The 19,782-nt window shown below is 66.9% G+C and carries 16 protein-coding genes; 1 reads left to right on the forward strand and 15 read right to left on the reverse strand.

Translation table 11 applies throughout. The annotated features are described in order from the left end of the window. Positions 1-503: 503 nt before the first annotated feature. Entirely contained in the window at positions 504-1,178 is a 675-nt protein-coding gene (locus tag HPY83_16380) for a RibD family protein (GenBank protein ID NPV09523.1), read from the forward strand. Between the two features lie 167 nt (positions 1,179-1,345). Here the strand turns inward: HPY83_16380 and HPY83_16385 are convergent, their stop codons facing one another. The 15 genes from HPY83_16385 to HPY83_16455 form a co-directional block, all read right to left on the reverse strand. Continuing rightward, entirely contained in the window at positions 1,346-2,695 is a 1,350-nt protein-coding gene (locus tag HPY83_16385; protein ID NPV09524.1) for a 2-oxo acid dehydrogenase subunit E2, read from the reverse strand. Positions 2,696-2,705: 10 nt separating this feature from the next. Further along, positions 2,706-4,781, reverse strand: a complete 2,076-nt coding sequence (locus HPY83_16390; GenBank protein NPV09525.1) for a dehydrogenase — start codon at positions 4,779-4,781, stop codon at positions 2,706-2,708. Positions 4,782-4,799: 18 nt separating this feature from the next. Next, positions 4,800-6,005, reverse strand: a complete 1,206-nt coding sequence (locus HPY83_16395; GenBank protein NPV09526.1) for a mannitol-1-phosphate 5-dehydrogenase — start codon at positions 6,003-6,005, stop codon at positions 4,800-4,802. After that, a complete protein-coding gene (locus tag HPY83_16400; protein ID NPV09527.1) occupies positions 6,002-7,633 on the reverse strand; it encodes a hypothetical protein in 1,632 nt (543 codons plus the stop codon). Before HPY83_16400 ends, HPY83_16395 begins: the two co-directional genes overlap by 4 nt. Positions 7,634-7,853: 220 nt before the next feature. Beyond that, positions 7,854-9,008 carry a glycosyltransferase gene (locus HPY83_16405; GenBank protein NPV09528.1) on the reverse strand — a complete coding sequence of 385 codons (1,155 nt, stop codon included), beginning with the start codon at positions 9,006-9,008 and terminating at the stop codon, positions 7,854-7,856. A 41-nt stretch (positions 9,009-9,049) separates the two neighbouring features. Next, entirely contained in the window at positions 9,050-9,982 is a 933-nt protein-coding gene (locus HPY83_16410; GenBank protein NPV09529.1) for a glycosyltransferase family 2 protein, read from the reverse strand. Positions 9,983-9,988: 6 nt separating this feature from the next. Further along, entirely contained in the window at positions 9,989-10,990 is a 1,002-nt protein-coding gene (locus HPY83_16415; GenBank protein ID NPV09530.1) for a polyprenyl synthetase family protein, read from the reverse strand. Further along, the gene (locus HPY83_16420; GenBank protein NPV09531.1) at positions 10,968-11,741 is read right to left on the reverse strand and encodes a TatD family hydrolase; all 774 of its coding nucleotides are present in this window, start codon (positions 11,739-11,741) and stop codon (positions 10,968-10,970) included. The genes HPY83_16415 and HPY83_16420 overlap by 23 nt, the downstream gene beginning before the upstream one ends. Before the next feature lie 5 nt (positions 11,742-11,746). Then, positions 11,747-12,724 carry a GDP-mannose 4,6-dehydratase gene (gmd, locus tag HPY83_16425; protein ID NPV09532.1) on the reverse strand — a complete coding sequence of 326 codons (978 nt, stop codon included), beginning with the start codon at positions 12,722-12,724 and terminating at the stop codon, positions 11,747-11,749. Then, positions 12,725-13,687 carry a GDP-mannose 4,6-dehydratase gene (locus HPY83_16430; GenBank protein ID NPV09533.1) on the reverse strand — a complete coding sequence of 321 codons (963 nt, stop codon included), beginning with the start codon at positions 13,685-13,687 and terminating at the stop codon, positions 12,725-12,727. Between the two features lie 222 nt (positions 13,688-13,909). Further along, positions 13,910-15,118 (reverse strand): methionine adenosyltransferase, encoded by a 1,209-nt coding sequence (locus HPY83_16435; protein ID NPV09534.1) that lies wholly within the window; start codon positions 15,116-15,118, stop codon positions 13,910-13,912. A 168-nt stretch (positions 15,119-15,286) separates the two neighbouring features. Beyond that, the gene (locus HPY83_16440; protein NPV09535.1) at positions 15,287-16,549 is read right to left on the reverse strand and encodes an adenosylhomocysteinase; all 1,263 of its coding nucleotides are present in this window, start codon (positions 16,547-16,549) and stop codon (positions 15,287-15,289) included. A gap of 17 nt (positions 16,550-16,566) precedes the next feature. Next, positions 16,567-17,562 (reverse strand): carbohydrate kinase family protein, encoded by a 996-nt coding sequence (locus tag HPY83_16445; protein NPV09536.1) that lies wholly within the window; start codon positions 17,560-17,562, stop codon positions 16,567-16,569. Beyond that, complete coding sequence (gene mtnA, locus HPY83_16450) at positions 17,559-18,632, reverse strand: S-methyl-5-thioribose-1-phosphate isomerase (protein ID NPV09537.1); 1,074 nt, start codon at positions 18,630-18,632, stop codon at positions 17,559-17,561. Before mtnA ends, HPY83_16445 begins: the two co-directional genes overlap by 4 nt. 249 nt (positions 18,633-18,881) lie before the next feature. After that, complete coding sequence (locus tag HPY83_16455) at positions 18,882-19,748, reverse strand: hypothetical protein (GenBank protein NPV09538.1); 867 nt, start codon at positions 19,746-19,748, stop codon at positions 18,882-18,884. Positions 19,749-19,782: the final 34 nt, after the last annotated feature.

Raw genomic sequence — 19,782 nt, forward strand, 5'->3', positions numbered from 1 at the left:
TCGTCATTGGGCTGCTGCGCCTAGCTGGCTTCACCAACCTCGCCGCTGCCCGCCGCTACTGCGCTGCTCACCTGGCCTACGCCCTTGCCCTCCTCACCTCCTCACCGCAAACATGAGAAAGCCCTACACCTGGCGTCAGGCCGACCGCACGTGGGCGCTCAACCGCCACCACGCGAGGAGTTCGCGCGCCCACGCGCGAGCGGGCTTCGAGAGGCATAGCGCCCCCACCACGCGCAATCACTCTCCCAGCCACTCTCCCAGCCACTCTCCGATGCAGGTCGCACCTGGCTGCCGAACGTCCGCCACACGAGGAGTTCGCGCGCCCACGCGCGACCGGACCTCAACAGGCAGCCACCCCACGCCTGGGGGCTCGCTCCTCATTGCGGGCTCGGCCGCTGGCAGGGCCCCAATTCGCCGTGCCCCCGGGACGGATGCTATGCTTGGTGTTTCTGCCGTTGCCGGCCGACGTGGACTCGCGAGGAATCTCCATCTGGAGGTACGCCATGCTGCCGAGAGTCTTCATCCACAATCAGGTGAGCCTTGACGGGCGGATAGAGGGCTTCCCGGCCGACCCCGCCCTCTACTACTCCCTGGCCGGCCGCTGGAACGTGGACGCTCACCTGACGGGCGCTGACACCCTGCTCAGCGGCGACCAACCCCTCCAGCCCGACGGTGAGGCGGAGTGTGCCGGGCCCGAACCAGAGCCCAATGACACTCGACCCCTCTTGGTCGTCACCGACAGCCGGGGCCGCATCCGGCACTGGCAGCAACTCCGCTCGATGCCCTACTGGCGGGGCCAGGTAGCCCTCTGCTCCCGCGCTACCCCGGAGGAGTACCTCGACTACCTGCGCCGCTCACGCGTCCACGCCATCATTGCCGGCGAGGATAGGGTAGACCTGCGGGCGGCCCTGGAGGAACTGACCCGGCACTTCGGCGTCCGTCTGGTACACGCCGACAGCGGCGGCACCCTGACTGCTGCCCTTCTGAGCGGCGGGCTGGTCCAGGAGATCAGCCTGCTGCTGTCCCCTTACCTGGTGGGCGGCACCGAGCCGCGTCCGCTCTTTCGCTCCGTCGACCCGGGCCCGCTAGGCAGTGCCATCGGCCTCCGGCTGGTCCAAGTGGAGCAGCTACCCGGCGACGTCGTCTGGCTTCGCTACGAGATCGCCGCAGAAGCATAGGGAGGCAGCTGCCGGGGCGACAGAGAGGCACACGTTCGGTAGGCCGGGACACGGGCGCAGGAGCGGAGGTTCGGTCTCAGGCCCTGCACGCCGCCCCTGCGCGAGACTGCGTAAGCGACCCACTTGACCCGGGAGGCCGCCACAGCCGACCTCCCGGGCGCACATCGTTACAGCGCCAGCAGCGGATCCTCCACCAATTGCTTCACCCGCTGGAGGAACCGCGCCCCCGGCGCCCCATCCACCAGCCGATGGTCCGCCGTGAGACTGAGCACCACCGTGGGACGCGCCACGATGGCGCCCTGGTGTACCATGGGTCGCTCGGCGATCCGGCCCACCCCCAGGATGGCCACCTCAGGCACGTTGATGATGGGAGTGAACACGTCTATCTCGAACATGCCCAGGTTAGAGATGGTAAACGTACCCCCCGACATATCATCCGGGGTGAGCTGCCCCGCCCGGGCCTTCGCCACCAACTCGGCGCTGCCCTCGGCGATCTCGCTCAGGGTCAGCCGCTGAGCGTCACGCAGCACGGGCACTACCAGCCCCCGTTCAGTGTCCACCGCCAGGCCCACGTTCACCGAGCCCGAACGGACGATCTCATCGCCCTCGAGGTGGGCGTTCAGGTCAGGGTACTCCACCAGAGCCCGCGCCAGCAGCCGTACTAACAGATCGTTGTATGTCGGAACGCGCTCGCCCGCCCGCGCTCGCGCCTTTAGCCTCTCGCGCCAGGCCACCAGGGCCGTAGCATCAGCCTCGGTGGTGAGGGTGTAAGCCGCCGTGGTGTGCACGCTGGCCACCATCCTCTCCGCAATCAGTGCGCGCACTCCGGTCAGCGGCTGCCGTTCCTCCTCCGGCTTCGGCCTCTCGGGGCCGCCATCCCCGGCCGCGCGCACCGGCTCCACGGTGCGCAGAATGTCCTCTCGCGTCAGGCGGTCTCCGGCCTGCGGGCGAGGCAAGGAGGTCAGCTCCACTCCCAAGGATCGAGCCGCCTCCCGGGCCGCGGGCGTCACGCGAGGCAGGCTCTCCAGGTACGCCTGGACGTCCCTCTCCACGATGCGGCCCTCCGGGCCGCTGCCGGTGACGGCAGCCAGGTCCACTCCTTCTAGCCGCGCCAGTCGTCGAGCTCGGGGAGAGGCGACCACCCGCTCCCCAGCCGGCCGCTCCGCCGCTGCCTCCTGGGGCCCCGCCGCCGGTGCCGCCTCCACTTCCGGGGCGCGCTCTGCCTTGGACGCAGCACCGCCGGGCGACGCCTCCCCCACAAGAGCTGCGATGTCCTCGTCCTCCCGGGCGATCACTCCCACGCGGGAGAGAATGGGCGCCGACCCGCCCTTCGGCACCAGTATCTTGCGCAAGACACCGGTGGCCGGAGCGTTGACATCCAGGACCGCCTTGTCCGACTCGATCTTGAACAGCGGCTCTCCCCGGCGAACCGGCTGGCCTTCCTTCACCAGCCACTCGGTGATGGTGCCCTTCTCCATGGTCTGGCCCAGCTTGGGCATGATGACTTCCGTGGCCATGCGCCTCCTCCTAGCGGATCACCTTGCGGATGGCCGCGGCGATTCGGTCCGCGTTGGGAATGGCCGCGTCCTCGAGCGACTCGGCCATGGGCACGGGCACGTCAGCACCGCACACCCGCTCGATGGGAGCGTCCAGCCAATCGAAAGCCGCTTCGTTGACCAGGGTTACCAGTTCGCTGGTGAAGGCCCCGGTCTTGTAGGCCTCCGTCACCACCACCAACCGGCCCGTCTTCTTCACTGAGTCCACGATGGTGTCCAGGTCGAGCGGCTTTAGGCTGCGTGGGTCGATCACTTCGACGCTCACCCCGTCCGCTGCTAACTGCTCGGCAGCCTGCAGGGCCGTGTGCAGCATGCGGGAATAGGCCACCACGGTGGCGTCCGTCCCCTCCCGCTTAACGTCGGCCACCCCCAGCGGCACGATGTAATCCTCTTCAGGCACCGGGCCCTGCACCCGGTAGAGCATCTTGTGTTCGATAAACATGACGGGGTTGTCCTGTCGGATGGCCGCCTTGAGCAGTCCCTTGGCATCGTAGGGGGTGCAGGGCATGACCACATAGATGCCGGGGAAGTGCACCCAGAGCGCTTCTAAGCTCTGCGAGTGGTGGGCGGCGATGCTGCGGCCGGCGCCACCTTCTGTCCGCACCACCAGGGGCACGGTAGTCTTCCCCCCGAACATGTAGCGGTTTTTGGCCCCCTGGTTGGCCAACTGGTCCATGGCCAGAGGAGTGAAGTCCACGTACATGATCTCGATCACCGGTCGCATCCCCGACATGGCCGCTCCCACGCCGGCGCCACCGATGGCCGCCTCGGAAATGGCGGTGTCGCGGACCCGTTCAGGGCCGAACTCCTGGAACAGCCCCTTAGTGACGGCGTAGGCGCCTCCGTAGAGGCCCACGTCCTCTCCCATGATGAAGACTCGCTCGTCGCGCTTCATCTCTTCCCGCAAGGCCTCATTGAGCGCCTGGCCGTAGGTGATGACTCGCCCCCCCTCGCCCCGGTGCACCCGAGCCCGCAGCTCGGCGTCGCGCTGCAGGACCTCGGGCGGGTAGGTCAGAGGGGCGTAGACGTCCTGGTACAGCTCGTCCGGTGAGGGCATGGGGCTGGCTAGAGCGAACTCGACGGCTTTGTCAATGGCCTCCTGAGCCCGCTGCTCCACCTCGTCCAGCTCCTCCTGCGTGGCGATGCCCTCCTCCAGGAGGAGTCGCCTCAGGCGCTGGATGGGGTCACGCTCCCGCCAGGCTTGCTCCTCTTCCTTGGTACGGTAGGCACGCGGGTCGCTGCGCGAGTGTCCGTAGTAGCGGTAGGTCTTGGCCTCGATGAGGCTGGGTCCCTCGCCCCGGCGGGCGCGCTCCACGGCTTCAGCCACCGCTTCCCTAACCGCCAGCACGTCCATCCCGTCGACGATCACCCCGGGCATCTCGTACGCGGCCGCCCGGCGAGCCACGTCGGGGCAGGCGGCGGCGTTGCAGAAGGGGACGGACATACCGTACAGGTTGTTCTCCACCACATACACCACCGGTAGCTTCCAGGTGGAGGCCATGTTGAGAGACTCGTGGAAGTTGCCCGTGTTGGAGGCACCGTCGCCGAAGAAGCACAGCACCACCTGGTCCGTCCCTCGCATCTTCACCGACAACCCGGCTCCCGTAGCCACTGGTATGTTGCCCCCCACGATGCCAGTGGCACCCAGGTTGCCCTTAGACACGTCGGCGATGTGCATGGACCCCCCGCGACCCCGGCAGTAGCCGGTGGCCCGCCCACACAGCTCGGCCATCATGCGGTTCAGGTGCTCCTGCTTGGCCTGCGGGCCCTTAGCGTGCTTGTCGCCGTGGGCGTGGCAGTGACCGTGCCCCCGATGGGTGCTAGTGATGAGGTCATTCTCGCCAATGGCGGACATGGCGCCCACCGCCACCGCCTCTTCACCCGCGTACAGGTGCGAAGCGCCCTTGATCAGGTCCCGGCCCAGCAAATCGTAGACCGTGTCTTCGAAGATCCGGATTTCCCACATCTGCCGCAGCATGGTCATGAGCTCATCCTTGGAGGGCAGAGCCACACTGGCCACGTCGGCACCGGCGGGTCTTTCGCTCATACCGATGACCTCCTGGTGTCAGTCGCTGACGCCCGATATCTCAGGCCAGGCGCCGTTGGAGAGCGACTGGTAACGATCCGTCACCATTTCGCTCAGCTGGCTACCCGGCTCAATCCCGCTTACCTCGTATAGCACCTGAGAGACGGGAGCGTCCCGCAACATAGCCTGAAGGCGACGAGCGCTCTCGTCCTCGGGCGGGTCGAATAGCAGCGCCGCCGCTATGCCCCATGCCAGCGCCTCCGGCCGGCCGGCCGTCTCTACCACCAGCCGCGCCGCGCCTGCCAATCGGTCGTTCGGGCCCAGCTTGCGGATAGGGTCCCGCCCCAGCCGGAAGATGGTGTCTCCCAGTCGGTGGTTGCGGAAGCGGCGCATCAGGTCCTCCACCAAAGCGTACTGCTCCGAGGGGTTGAGCCCATGCCTTCGAATGAGGGCCTCGCTCGATTCCTCCAGCGCCTGCTCGGTCAGCTCGGCCACCAGCGGGTCATCGAGGGCCTCGTACCCGTACTCGTAGTCGTTGAGGTAGCCCAGGTAGGCGATCATCGCGTGGCCAGCGTTGTGAGTGAAGAGCTTCTGGTCCACGTAGGCAGCGAAGTTGTCCCGCGGCTCCATCCCCACCACCCGGGGGATCTCGCCCTTGAACCGCGCCCGATTGACTGGCAGAACCTTGTACGGCTCGGCCATGATGAAGGAGGGGTCCTCCCGACTGATCTCGGGCGGAATCAACGGAACCATGCGGGCGATCACGGCGTCCACCAGCCCTACCTGTTCTTCCAGATAGGCTCGACCCTCCGGCGAGAGGTGCTCCCGCAGCATGTCCGCGAACACGTCCGGGGCGTTCCTCAGGTTCTCGCACACAATGAGATTGAGGGGACCGCCCCCTTCTCGCCGACGGCGCTCCAACCCCGCCGCTATCACCGGCGCTACCTTGGGCAGGGCGGGCACGCCCACCGCGGTGGCCGCCAGGTCGCACCCAGCGATCGCCTGGGCCACCTCTTCCGTCTCTCCGGCCATCACAGCGCTCACGCCGGAGATCTCCAGCTCCTCCACCTCTGAGTCCGTCACCAACTGCAACGTATAGCGGCCCCGCTCGGCCAGCGCTCGCACCAGCGGCTCCACCACGTCCACAAACAGCACCCTATAGCCGGACTCAGTCAGCAGTTGGCCCAGGAAGCCGCGTCCGACGTTCCCGGCGCCGAACACCACGCTCAGCGGCTCGGCTCTCATGTTGTCCTCCGGTTGAGCTTCCCCGCCCCCTCAGGCGGCCAGGATCGCCCGCTCCCAACATGGCCCATCGCCGGTGCATCCGCTCCTGTGCCGCCTACCAGTGGCAGGGGTAGACCACCGTCCCTGCCCTCCGCTGCGCCACAGAGTTCTTGACTCACTCCGCCATCGCCCGGTGGTAGGGGCAGGCTACCACGCCCGCCCTCCGCCTCCAGGGCGGCCGCCACTCCCAGGGCCACCACCAGCCACAACAGAGTGGCTGCATGGGGGAAGGCAAGGTTGAACAGGTAGTGGTCCAGCACACCGGCCACCATCCCGGCGACCACGCCCGTCTGGGCTCCCAGCATAAGACCTTCCAGCTGCGGGTCCGACTGACGCACCGCCCGGCTTCGCGGCCACACGTAGGCGAAGAAGACTCCGAGAGCGAGCAGGAACGCCGCCACGCCCACCAGGCCCATCTCCTCGGCGATCAGGAGGTAGACGCAGGACACCCCTAGGTAGATGTCCACGTCCGGGACTCCAGTGAACCCCACCCCAAACCAAGGGTAGCGAGAGATGAGCAGAAAGGCATCCTTGTACTCGCCGAAGCGCATCTGGGTGGCCACGTCCTGCCCCCTCAGCCCCTCGATAAAGTGCTGAACGTAGTCCCTGGTCATGGGTAACACTAGGACTAGAAGCAGCCCGGCGGCCAGCAGCCACAGAATGCGGCGATGACGGACTAGGCCTAGCATTCCCAACGCCATCGCCAGACCGAACATGGAACCGCGCGAGTAGGTCAGCAACAGGGCCAGCGCCACCGCGCCCGCCACCCCTGCGGCGAACAGCCTGTCCCGACGCGGCCCAGGCACGAACAACTGGGGAGCCGCGAGCCCGCCCAGGATGGCCAGCATTCCCCCGAACACGTTTGGGTCCACGGAAGTGCCGATGGCCCGCAGGGCCAGTTCGGGGTTGTCCTCCACGTAGCGCAGGACGTTGCCAGTGGGGTACCCCACCACCCCCAGGCGCCCCAGAAACGCTTCCGCCAGCTCCCGCGGGGCCATGTACAGAGCCACCCCGACCAGCGCCGCCACGGCCCCCAGAGCCAGTAGTAGGCGAAAGGTCTGCCGTACCAGCCTGCCCTCCAGGACGTTGACGGCCACGAAGAAGAAGCCCAGCGCCAGGACCAGATCAGCGAAACGGCGCAGGGAAGTGACGGTAGGCCGAGAGTGCGCCACCCCCAGGACAAAGGAAGCCAGCATGAGTCCTATGAAGAGAAGCAAGGCCACGCCCACCGGAGTCACATCAGCGCGAGAGCGACGCAGGTAGACGTAGCGCACCAGGGCCAGCGCTGTCGTGCCCAGTAAAGCCACCTCCAGCAGGGTGGGAGTCACTCCAATGTCCACCGGGAGGGTGGCGAAGGGCAGCAGAGTGATCACCGCCAGGCTACCCCAGAGGAAGTAGCGCACGTCGCGCAGCACCACCAGCCCTACAGGCACCGCCAGTGCTACCACGAACGCCAGTAGCCCCAGGCCGGCCACGGCCACGCCCGCCAGCACCGCTCCGGCGACGCACAGAAGAACCACGTAGAGGTTCTTTCCCCCTCGCTGAAGGAGTGCATCTTCCAGAACGTTGCCAGCCAGGTTCATGTGCATTCGCATCGGCTCCGCTTCGCCTGCCCATTCTACCACCATTGTCCCAAGTTGCAGACTTCAGCCAGAGCCGGCGGCCAGTGAAGGGATACCACCGCCGAGGCCGTAGAGGTCGCAGGGGAAAGAGGACAGGGCAGAGGCCTGTCGAGAGACAGGCAGAATGAGACCTTGAATGTGGGCGGTGCGACGACTTGGCCCTCCGTCACCTACCCACTTGGCTGGCTCACCCCTTGTCCTTCCTCCGTGGCCTCTGCGCTCTCTGCGGCGAGATCAGCTGAACGCTCTCGTAGACCTCTATCGTCCGGCGAGCGATGTCCGGCCATTGGAACTGCCGCGACAGCCGCCTAGCCGCCTCCCCCAGGCGGCGACGCTCCTCCGGGTTCCGAGATAGCTCCAGCAGCGCCTCGGCCAGCCCTTCTACGTCCCCGGGCGCCACCAGCCGCACGTTCTCTCCTTCGGAGAGTCCGGCGACCGGGACGGCCGGCTGGGTGGTGATGGTGGGCACGCCGTGCGCCAGGGCCGCCATCAGGCTGCCCCGGCGGTAGGAGGCCCCGTCTCGGAAAGGCAGCACGCACAGGTCGCTCGCCGCGAAAGCTACAGAGACCCCCTCCGGCTCCAGAAACCCGGTCCGGGACACCCACCTCTGCAGGCCCAACCGGTCAACCTCCTGGAACACCTCGCGGGCGTACGCGGCATTGGTGGGATCGGAGGCTCCCACGTCCCCGCCGATGAACAGCAGGCGGACGTCGTCACCCATCTCCCGCGCTCGCGCCACCGCCCGCACCAGGTCCAAGCCCCCCTTGGTGACGTTTAGGAAGGCGAAGTAGCACGCCAGCGTGGCTTCCTGCGGCACCCCGAGCGCCTCTCGGAACTGCCGCCGCCGCTCCGGTGTCACCGATACGGGGGACACGTTACTCCCGATCCGGACCAGGTGTAGGTTGCCGCGTGGCGCCATGATGCGAGCTCGAGCCAGGTCCTCCTCGTTTGTGAGGATGGCGGCGCAACTGCCCCGAAGCAGCCCCCGAACGGACCACTGCCGCAGCGGTCCCGCCTTGGGAAAGAGATAGGGCACCCGCAGGTCGTGGAAGGTGGTCACCAGCGGGGTCCCTCGGGAGAAGAGAGGAAGGAGGTGAACGGGCAGCCTCATGCCGTATGCGGCCGCCTGATACTGCAGGTTGAGGACGTCGTACTCTGAGGCGAGACGCCTAATCCGATCCAGGTCGCGCAGACCCCAGCCGCGCGCCTCCGCCCGCACCTCGAAGGGCCACGTCGGGTCACGAGGCACGGCCTCAGCGGGCGCCAAGACGGTAACGGCGCAACCCTCGTCCGCCAGGGCCTGAGTCAGACAGCGCGAGAAGTCGCCCAGGCCCCCCTGCATGGGCGGAAACTCTCCTGCCACCAAGAGCACCCTCACGCCCTCTACCTCAGGCCGGAGGCCAGTGCCTGCCGGTAGAGACCCAGTCGCTCCCGCCTCAGATCCCTTCTGTGCCCGAGGGCCAGCTTGATCCCCTCCAGGCCCATCTCCCAGGCAAACGTGCCCAGGAGGTAGAGCCGGAGCGCCTCCGCCACCCCTCGGCTGAAGTGCTTCTCGGCGTACAGAACCTTGCTCCGGTTGAACCGCACCAGCCGGGCCGCCGGCACCTGCTCGCTGCTCTTGCCCTCATGGTGCACGACCTCGGCCGCCGGCTCGAAGACCGCCTCCCATCCTAACTGGCCCAACCGTCGGCACAGGTCCACTTCTTCGGAGTACATGAAGAAGGTCCCATCCAGGCCCCCCACCTCCTGCAGCGCCTCCCGCCGCAGCAGGAAGCAGGCCCCCCCTACCCAGTCCACCCCCTGAACGTGGGCGTCGGAGCGGTCCTCCAGGCGAAAGCGGCGCGGTATCCGATCCAGGAGGGGCAGTCGCTGAGCCGGGGTACTCTCCACGAACAAGGTGCCGACGGTGGGAAACCGCCGCCGGGACGGCTGGATCGAGCCCTCCGCGTCCACCAGCCGTGGCCCGACCACGGCTACGGATGCGTCCCGCTCCGGCAGGCGTCGCATCGCCTCCACGGCCCCCGGCGCGAGCCGGGTGTCGGGGTTCAGGATCAGGAGGAGGCTTCCTCGGGCGCGACTCAGCCCCAGATTGACGCCGCCACAGAAGCCCAGGTTGGACCCCGCCTGGATCAGCTGCACCTGGGGATAGTCAGTGGCAACGGCAGCCTCGGTGCCGTCCTGAGAAGCATTGTCCACCACAAGAGCTTCATCGCCTGGGCGGAGCTGAGGCAGCAGCGAATCGAGGCATTCCCGCAACAGGGGCAGAACGTTCCAGCTCACAATCACCGCAGAGAGGCCGGCAAGGGGCGCAGCCATCGGCTCTCAGTCAACCCGCTCCAGCGCGAACAGGCTTAGACCCCGCAGAGACTCGCCGTAGCGTCCATCGGTGAGGGACTCGACACTTCGCCAGGCAGCCTCGGCGTACTCCCTCGCCATAGCCAAGGCCCGCTCCACGTAGCCACCCTCGATCACCCGCTGCACCAGCCGCCCTACCTGTCGCTGAGGCACTCGATCGGGCACGGAAGCGCTCTGCCAGTCGTCCCGCTCCCAGGCGTATAGGAGGGCCGGCAGGGTGAGCACCCCCCGCCTGATGTCGTTGAGCGTAGGCTTGCCCAGCCGCGAGGAATCCCCCACATAGTCCAGCACGTCATCGGCAATCTGGAAAGCCAGGCCTAGGTTCCGGCCGTAGAGCCCGAACCGACGCACCTCCTCCTGGGGGCGGCCCGCCAGCAGCGCCCCTCCCAGTGCTGCCGACTCGAAGAGGCAGGCAGTCTTGGCGTGGATGAGGCGCAAGTAGTCCTCGCGCGAGGGAAGGCTCTTCCGGCGCCGAATCTGCTCCAGTTCGCCCGCCGATATGGTCACCAGCGTCTGGGCGAAGATGCGCAGCGCCTCCAGGTCCTGCGTCTCGGTTACCACCACCGCAGCCCGAGCGAAGAGATGATCGCCGGCCAAGATGGCCGCGTCCGGCCCCTGAGTGGCGGAGATCGTGGGCTTCCCCCGCCGCCTGTCGGCTTTGTCTATGATGTCGTCGTGGATTAGGGTGGCCGAATGCAGCATCTCCAGAGCCGCCCCCAAGGCCACCACCGTTTCGGAGCAAGCCCTCTCCGGACCGGCACACAGCAGAGTCACCGCCGGGCGGATCCGCTTGCCCCCGGAGAAGAGCGCGGCATAGGCCTCGGTTAGGTCAGGTTGTTCCGTCTGAATGGCCAGCGCAATGCGCCGCTCCACCAGCCCTAGAGCATCCCGCACCGGAGCCAGCAGCCGCTCCAGGTCGCCGGGGACCACTTCACCACCCTGCACGCTAATGTCCGCGTGCGATGCCAAAGAAAGCCTCCGCGTTCTCGAAGATGGCCGTCGCCAGATCCCCGACAGGCACTCCGCGAGCCTCCGCCAGGGCGGACACGGTATGGGCCACGTAGGCGGGCTCATTGCGCTGGCCCCGCCTGGGCATCGGCGCCAGGTACGGGCAGTCGGTTTCCGCCAGTAGCAGCGCCTGAGGTACCAGGCGCACCAGGCTTCGCTGCCGCTCGGCCTTGGGATAGGTGACGGTGCCTGCGAAGGAGATCGAGAACCCGAGCTGCACTGCCTCTTCCAGCATCGCTTCGCTACCGGAGAAGCAGTGCAAGACCGCCCGTACCTTCCCCGCCCAGGGCCGCAACCGCGCCATCAGCTCGGCGTCCGCCTCTCTGCTGTGGACCACTACCGGCTTCCCCACCCGGTGGGCCAGGGCTAGGTGGGCCTCAAAGGCAGCGATCTGAGCCGATCGCGGCGAGTGATCCCGGTAGAAGTCCAGGCCCGTCTCCCCCACGGCCACCACGCCCGGTTGGGCGGAGAACTCCTCAATGCGCGCCAAGGCGGCGGCGTCGGCGCCGCGGGCGTTGTGGGGGTGGATTCCCACAGCGGCCCACACTCCCGGCTCTGCCGCCAGCGCCACCGCTCGCTCACTGGTAGCCACGTCGGAACCCACGTCCACCACCAGCACCACACCGGCCCGGCGCGCCCTCTCGATCACCTGAACTCGGTCGGAGTCGAACTGGGGATCGGAGAGGTGAGCGTGGGTGTCCGCCAGGAGCATCCGAGCTAGTTCCTCTGGCGCAGGAGCTCGAGGTCGGCGTCCACCATCATGCGCACCAGGTCCTCGAAGGTAACCCGCGGCTGCCAGCCCAATACCCGCCTCGCCTTGGAGGCATCGCCCACCAACTGATCTACCTCGGCCGGGCGCAGGAACCGCTCGTCTACAGTGACATGGTCGCGGTAGTCGAGGCCGGCGTGCTCGAAGGCCACCCGACAAAGCTCCCGCACCGAATGCGTCTTCCCCGTGGCCACCACGTAGTCGTCAGGCTCCTCCTGCTGGAGCATGAGCCACATGGCCCACACGTAGTCCCCCGCGAACCCCCAGTCTCGCTGGGCCTCCAAGTTGCCCAAGGGCAGCTTATCGTCGAGCCCCAACTTGATCCTGGCCACGCCGTGGGTGACCTTACGCGTCACGAACTCCAAGCCGCGCCTAGGACTTTCGTGGTTGAACAATATCCCACTACAAGCAAACAGGTCGTAGCTCTCGCGGTAGTTGACGGTAATCCAATGACCGTAGACCTTGGCCACACCGTAGGGGCTGCGAGGATAGAAGGGTGTGGTCTCCCGCTGGGGCACTTCCCGCACCTTGCCGAACATCTCGGAGCTCGAGGCCTGGTAGAAGCGAACGTGCCTGCCCGGGCCGTAGACCACCCGGATGGCATCCAGCAGTCGGGTGACGCCCAAGGCAGTGAACTCGCCCGTCAAGACGGGTTGCCGCCACGAGGTGGGCACGAACGACTGAGCCGCCAGGTTGTACACCTCGTCCGGCCGGTGCTCCGCCAAGATCCCAATGAGCGAGGCCTGATCCAGCAGGTCTCCCTGCACCAGAGTGACGTCGTCCTGGATGTGGCGAATGCGGTCGAAGTTGGTGGTGCTGGTGCGGCGCACCATGCCCACCACTTCGTACCCCTTCTGGAGCAGCAACTCTGCCAGATAGGAGCCATCCTGGCCGGTGATGCCTGTGATCAGGGCCGTCTTCGCCATCTACTGCCCCCTCTCACTCGCCAGCTCCTTCCGCCAGTAGTTCATCACGTCCCGGACCGTCTGCTCCAAGCTGATGGAGGGCTGCCATCCGATGGCTTCCCGCAGCCGCGCCGCATCCCCCACCAACACCGGTACGTCGGACGGCCTCATACGGGCCGGATCGGGCTGCACCTCGACCTGGACGCGACTCTCGGCCAGCATCAGGTCGAGCAAACGCCGCACCGGCACGGCCTGACCGGAGGCGACGTTGAACACCTCCCCCCAGCGCTGACTCTGGATCAGCCCTACGTAGGCGCGCACCACATCGCGCACGTCGGTGAAGTCACGCTCAGCCTCCAGGTTGCCCACGGTGATTCGCGCCGGCCGCAGGCCCATCTCCGCCTCCACCAGTTGCCGGGCGAAGTCCGCCGCTACAAACCCAGGACCCTGCCCTGGACCTACGTGGTTGAAGGGCCGCACGCGCACCGTCCGGACCCCGTAGGAAAGGTGGTACTGCAGCCCGAGGAAGTCCTGGGCCACCTTGCTCACCGCGTAGGGGCTGGCCGGCCGCAAGGGAGCCCCCTCGTTCAGCGGCAGGTCCTCCGGCCGGGCCAGGCCGTATTCCTCGCCTGAGCCCACCACCAACACGGCACAATCCGGATGATAGCGCCGCACCGCCTCCAGCACGTGCGTCTGCATAGAGATGTTAGCGCTCAGCGTCTCCCAGGGGTCCTCGTGAGACGGACCGACAGCCGCCTGAGCCGCCAGGTGGAAGAGCGCTTGCGGCCGGGCCTCCTGTATCACCGCCCGAGCCGCCCGCGCGCACCGCAGGTCGGCAACCAGGAATCGTGCCCCGCCCCGAGCATCGCCAACCACAAGAGGGGGCCGCATCGAGCAGCCCCACACTTCCCAGCCCTCGGCCAGGAGATACCCGGTTAGGTGGCCTCCGACGAAGCCGGAGGCGCCGGTGACCAATGCACGCAACTGCCTGACCCTCGGTTCGTGCCCCCATATTACAGGCATCACCAGGCTGCCACAACAGGAGCGCTGAACGCAGAGCCCATGCCCTGCCGGGCACCACAGAGGATGCAAACGCTCCGCATGTGCAGGTCAGATGGCGCCGACACCACGCCGAGTGCCGCTGATCTTCTTACTTCACTCTCTTTCACCAGCGCAGATCAGTGTAGTATCAGCGTCCTCAGCGTTCTATAGCCCCGCCTGCTGTCGCAAGCTATCTGCCTTGTCAGTTCTCTCCCAGGGCAGGTCTACGTCGGTCCGGCCGAAGTGGCCATAGGCCGCCGTGGGAAGGTAGATGGGCCGGCGCAGGTCCAGATCCCGGATGATAGCTGCCGGCCGCATGTCGAAGTTCTCCCTGATCAGGTCGCGAATGGTCGCATCCGGGATTCGTCCGGTGCCGAAGGTCTCGACCTGGAGAGACAGAGGCCGCGCCACCCCGATCGCGTAAGATATCTGGAGCTCGAACCGCTCGGCGATGCCGGCGGCCACCACGTTCTTCGCTATGTAACGGGCCATGTAGGCCCCCGAGCGGTCCACCTTGGTGGGGTCCTTGCCCGAGAAGCAGCCGCCGCCGTGCCGGGCCACCCCGCCGTAGGTGTCCACGATGATCTTGCGACCGGTCAGCCCAGCGTCGCCCTTGGGGCCGCCGATCACGAAGCGGCCGGTAGGGTTCACCAGGTAGCGGGTCCCCTCAAGCAGATCCTCCCGCACCACGTGGCGTACAACCTGCTCGCACACTTCGGCTTCGATCTGCGCCTGGCTCACCTCGGGGCTGTGCTGCGCTGCGATGACCACCGTGTCCACCCGCGCCGGCACACCGAAGTGGTACTCCACTGTCACCTGCGACTTCCCATCCGGCCGGAGATAAGGGAGGGTACCGTCCTTGCGCACCTCGGCCAGGCGGCGGCACAGGCGGTGTGCTAGGGCGATGGACATCGGCATCAGCTCGGGGGTCTCATTGCAGGCGAACCCGATCATCATCCCCTGGTCGCCAGCGCCGATGGCCTCGATGCTCTCGTCCGTCATCTCGCCCAGCCGTGCCTCCAGGGCCTGGTCCACCCCCCGGGCAATATCCGCCGACTGCTCTTTGATGGACAGCAGCACTCCGCAAGTATCGGCATCGAATCCGAGGGCGGAGTCGGTGTAGCCAATGCGCCGAATGGTATCCCGCGCCACCTGGGCCATGTCGCAATAGCCGCAGGTGCTGATCTCTCCCATGATGAGCACCAGGCCGGTGGTCGTCGCCGTCTCGCAGGCCACTCGGGCCACGGGATCCTGGGCCAGGATGCTGTCCAGAATGGCGTCCGAGATCTGGTCACAGATCTTGTCCGGGTGCCCCTCGGTGACTGATTCGGACGTCAAGTACGACTTGACGGCGGTAGTGAAGGTGGTGGACATCGCTATCCCTCTTGCTCTAGGTTCCTCACACAGCGAGACCGGGGCGGTGGCTCGATCTCGGGTGCGAGCCGCAGCAAACCGACACGGGCCAACCCGCGCGGCCCTGCCTCGTAGGGGAACCGCCAGACGTCGAGCCTCCCGGCACAGGCGGCCAGTCCGTCGGCGGGCCTAGGTCCCGGCCTCCCAAGACGAAAGGTATCGCTCCTGCTCCTCACTCAGCTCATCGTGGGCCACCCCCATGGCCCGCAGCTTGAGCCTGGCTATCTCCAGGTCCGTCTCCGGCGGGATGGTGTACACCCGCCGCTCCAACTCGCCCGCATGGGTGACCAGGTACTCGGCGCTCAGGGCCTGGTTGGCGAAGCTCATGTCCATGACGCTAGGAGGATGCCCCTCAGCCGCGGCCAGGTTGATCAGCCTCCCCTCGCCCAACAGCGCCAGACGCTTGCTCCCCGGCAGAACGAACTGCTGTACCGCCGGTCGTACCCGCTCCACCGACTCAGCCATCTCCTGCAAGGCGGGGAGGTTGATCTCCACATTGAAGTGGCCCGAGTTCGCCAGCACCGCCCCGTCCTTCATCTGCTCGAAGTGATCCCGGTCTAGCACGTTCACGTCGCCCGTGGCGGTGACGAACACGTCCCCGATGGCCGCCGCCTCCAGCATGGGCATGACCCGGAAGCCGTCCATAACCGCCTCCAGCGCCCGCAGCGGGTCCACTTCGGTAACCACCACGTTCGAGCCCATGCCCCGGGCCCGCATGGCGATTCCCCGTCCACACCAGCCGTAGCCCGCCACCACGAACGTCTTGCCCGCCAGTAGCATGTTGGTCGCCCGGATTACCCCGTCAATGGTAGATTGCCCGGTGCCATAGCGGTTGTCGAACAGGTACTTGGTGCGAGCGTCGTTCACGGCGATGATAGGATAGCGCAGCACCCCCTGCTCGGCCATCGCGCGCAGACGGATCACGCCGGTGGTGGTTTCCTCGGTCCCGCCCATCACCCCCGCGACCAGGTCCTGGCGCTCCCGGTGCAGAGTGGTAACTAGATCGGCGCCGTCGTCCATAGTCATGTGCGGCCGGGTATCCAGCACGGCGCGAATGTGCCGGTAGTAGGTATCGCTGTCCTCGCCCCGAATAGCGAAGACGGGGACTCCGAGGTGCCTCACCAGAGCTGCCGCTACGTCGTCCTGAGTGGAGAGGGGGTTGGAAGCACACAGGGCCACCTCAGCGCCACCCGCCTTGAGGGCCCGCATGAGGTTGGCGGTCTCGGCAGTCACGTGCAGGCAGGCGGCCAGCCGCTTGCCGGCCAGCGGGCGCTCGCCGGCAAACCGCTCGGCGATGAGCGCTAGCACCGGCATCTCATGGGCCGCCCACTCGATGCGCCGCTGCCCCTCGTCTGCCAGCGCCAGATCGGCAATATCGTATGTCTGCTCCACTCTCACTCCTCTCCGACTCACCCGGACGACGGGTGTGATTGCGTGCTCTCCAGCGACTCAAAGCAGGCTCTAACCTCGGCCTCAGCTCCAAAGACGGCAGCGTACCGCTCCACGAACTCGGCCGGCGTGAAGGTGTGCTCCTGCGTCCCCATATGCTCCACGACATAGCAGGCTGCCAGAGCCCCCAGCCTACCGCAGACGACCCAGTCCAGCCCACGGGCCAGCCCCTTCACCACCCCGGCGCGGTAAGCGTCCCCCACCCCGGTCGGATCCACCACCGAGACTGGCGGCAGACAAGGTATGGAGAGGCACTCCCCTCCGGCCCAGATGTGCGAGCCCCGCTCGCCCCTGGTCACCAGCAGGACCTGCACTGCCTTCAGCACGTCGGCATCATCCAAGCCGGTCTTCCTCTTGAGCAGAGCGTACTCGTACTCGTTCACCGCCAGGGCATAGGCGCCCCGCATGGCCTCGAGCAGCTGCTCCCCACTGAGCCGCGGTATCTGCTGGCTGGGGTCAAACACCAGGCGCGCCCCGGCCGCCTTCGCTTCCTCGGCGTGCAGAAGCATGGCCTCCGGCTTGTCAGGCGAGACCACCACTATGTCCTCGCCAGTCAGGTTCAGGCTGCCCAGCGAAATCTGGTCGGCGTAGTCCATGGCGCCCACGTAGAAGGAGGCGATCTGGCTGCCGGCCAGGTCGGTGCTGACAAAGAAGGAGGCAGTGAAGTCATCCTCTCTTACCAGCACGTGGCTAGTGTCCACCCCTACGTTCTCCAGCCGACGCCGGTAATCGCCGAAGTCCTGTCCCGCCGCTCCTACCAGCAGGGGCTTCTCCCCCAGGAGCGCTAGGCTGTAGGCGATGTTGGCCCCCACGCCCCCATAGCTGCGTCGCATCCTGTCCACTAGGAAGCTGACGCTCAGGCTGTCCAGCTGGTCGGGCAGGATGTGTTCCCGGAAACGGCCGGGAAAGCGCATCAGGTAGTCGAAGGCGATGGACCCCGCCACGACCAGCCTCATCGGCCCGTCTCCTCTACCGCCCGCCGCAGGCTCTCCTCGAAGGGCGGCCGCAACACCCCCGCCTCAGTGACGATGGCGGTGATGTACCGGGCCGGAGTTATGTCAAAGGCCGGATTGGCCACCTTCACTCCTTCGGGGGCGATGCGCTGCCCGCAGATGTACAGCACCTCATCTGGCGACCGTTCCTCGATCGGTATGTCCAAGCCCCGGGGCAACGCCATATCCACCGTACTCAGAGGAGCGGCGCAGTACACCGGCACCCCATTCTCGTGGGCGGCCAGGGCCAGCTTGTAGGTGCCGATCTTGTTGGCCACGTCTCCGTTGGCGGCGATGCGGTCGGCACCAAAGATGACAGCGCTCACCTGGCCCCGGAGCAGGAACAGCCCCGCCGCGTTGTCCGCGATGAGGGTACAATCTATGCCCTCCTGCATGAGTTCCCAGGTGGTGAGGTGGGCCCCCTGGAGCCGGGGACGAGTCTCGTCCACCAGGACGTGCACCTCCTTGCCCATCTCATGAGCGGCCCGGATGACTCCCAGCGCCGTGCCATAGGCGACAGTGGCCAGGGCCCCGGCGTTACAGTGGGTGATGACCGTGGCCGGGTCGGGCAGCAGCTGAGCGCCATAGCGACCCAGCCGGCGGTTGGCCTCTTCGTCCTTAGCGGCTATGATCTGTGCCTCCTCCACCAGGCCGTCGGCCACCTCCTGCGGCGACCGGCCCGCCAGAGCTCGCGCCGCGCCCAGCATCCGATCTATGGCCCAGAACAGGTTCACCGCTGTGGGCCGCGTGCCCCGCAGCACCCGGGCGGCATCTTCCAGAGCCTGGCGCACGTCCGTGCCGGTGCCGACCGCCTCGCGCGCCGCCAGGGCCATGCCGAAGGCAGCTGCTGCCCCTATTGCCGGCGCACCCCGCACGCACATGTCCCGGATGGCCTCGGCCACCTGGCGATAGTCCTCGAAGCGGGCGATCTCCAGTTCGTGGGGGAGCCGCCGCTGGTCTATCATGAGCACGGCCCCGTCGCGCCATTCCACCGTCTTGGGGATGCAGGTCAGCTCGTCACCTCTCTCGGGCATGCTACGGTCATACCTCCCAAGCGACAGCTGCCGCGCGGTCGGTGGGGTGCCCAGGGCGAAGGCAGATGGTAGCACCCCGGGCATGCCGTGTCAAAGCACCGGCCGCGCAAGCCAAAATGAGCGGGCACAGAGCCCACAGAGACGTCAGACGGTACACACCATGGAGCAGGCCATCTGGCCGGCCGGGTAGCTTGCCACTGCTCCCAGCCATTGCCCCTCTGTGATCCCTGTGCCTGTGCGGCAACCTCCCTAGAATCCGAAGCGCTGCATCACCAGCATCAGCAGGGCGACCATAGCACCATGCTCCAGGACCGCCATCCAGCTCAGGCTTCCCTGGAACAGGCGTCTCGTCAGCCCGATAGTGACGTAGCTTACCATAAGCAGCACGAACCCGGCCTGCACTGGGCTCAGCCGCCAGAAGTTGAGCGCCCAGGCGCACTCCCCCACCAGCAGGCTGATGGTCAGCACGGCGCGGACGGTCCGCCACTCGCCCGCGGCCTCGTACTGCAACAGATCCAGGGCCAGGAAGGCAGCAATGAGGAAAGCGGCCGGGGCGGCCACCAAGCTGCGCACCCGAGTGCCATAGAGGACGATCCACAGGTAGAACGCCACCGCCAGGCTGAGCACACTCAGTGCGGTCCGCAACCTCAGCACCCAGGGGGACTCCCCCGTCAGCGCCACGTACTGGCCCAGCATCACCAGCGACAGCAGCATGCCGATGCTGGCCGCCACGATGAGGCGGCCCTCCAGGGGTATCTCCGCCTGACGCTGCCAGAAGACCGTGGCTGCCACCGCAGTGACGGCCGGCAGGATGCGGTGGGTATAGATGCGCGTTCCGCGTTCGTAGGCCGGGTGCACGGTGAGGAGGGAGAACATGCCCGTCCAGGCCATTGCCCCCGCCATCACCCCTACCAGAAGCTCACGGGAGATCCCCAGATGCAGAGGCGAACCCAGTGCCACCAGGGGGATGTCCACCCTCACCATGCTCAACAAGGGCGAGGCCAGGAAGAGGGCCACGATGCAGGAGACGGTGATTCCGATCCGCTCCACCTGCTCTGCCGTGAGCAGACTGGCACCGCGGGCGCTCGAGTAGGACTGCTCGCCGGTCACGTCCACTCCCCCATCAGCTCCTCCTCCTGAACCGCAACTG

The organism is Anaerolineae bacterium, assembly GCA_013178015.1.
Lineage (GTDB): Bacteria > Chloroflexota > Anaerolineae > DRVO01 > DRVO01 > Ch71.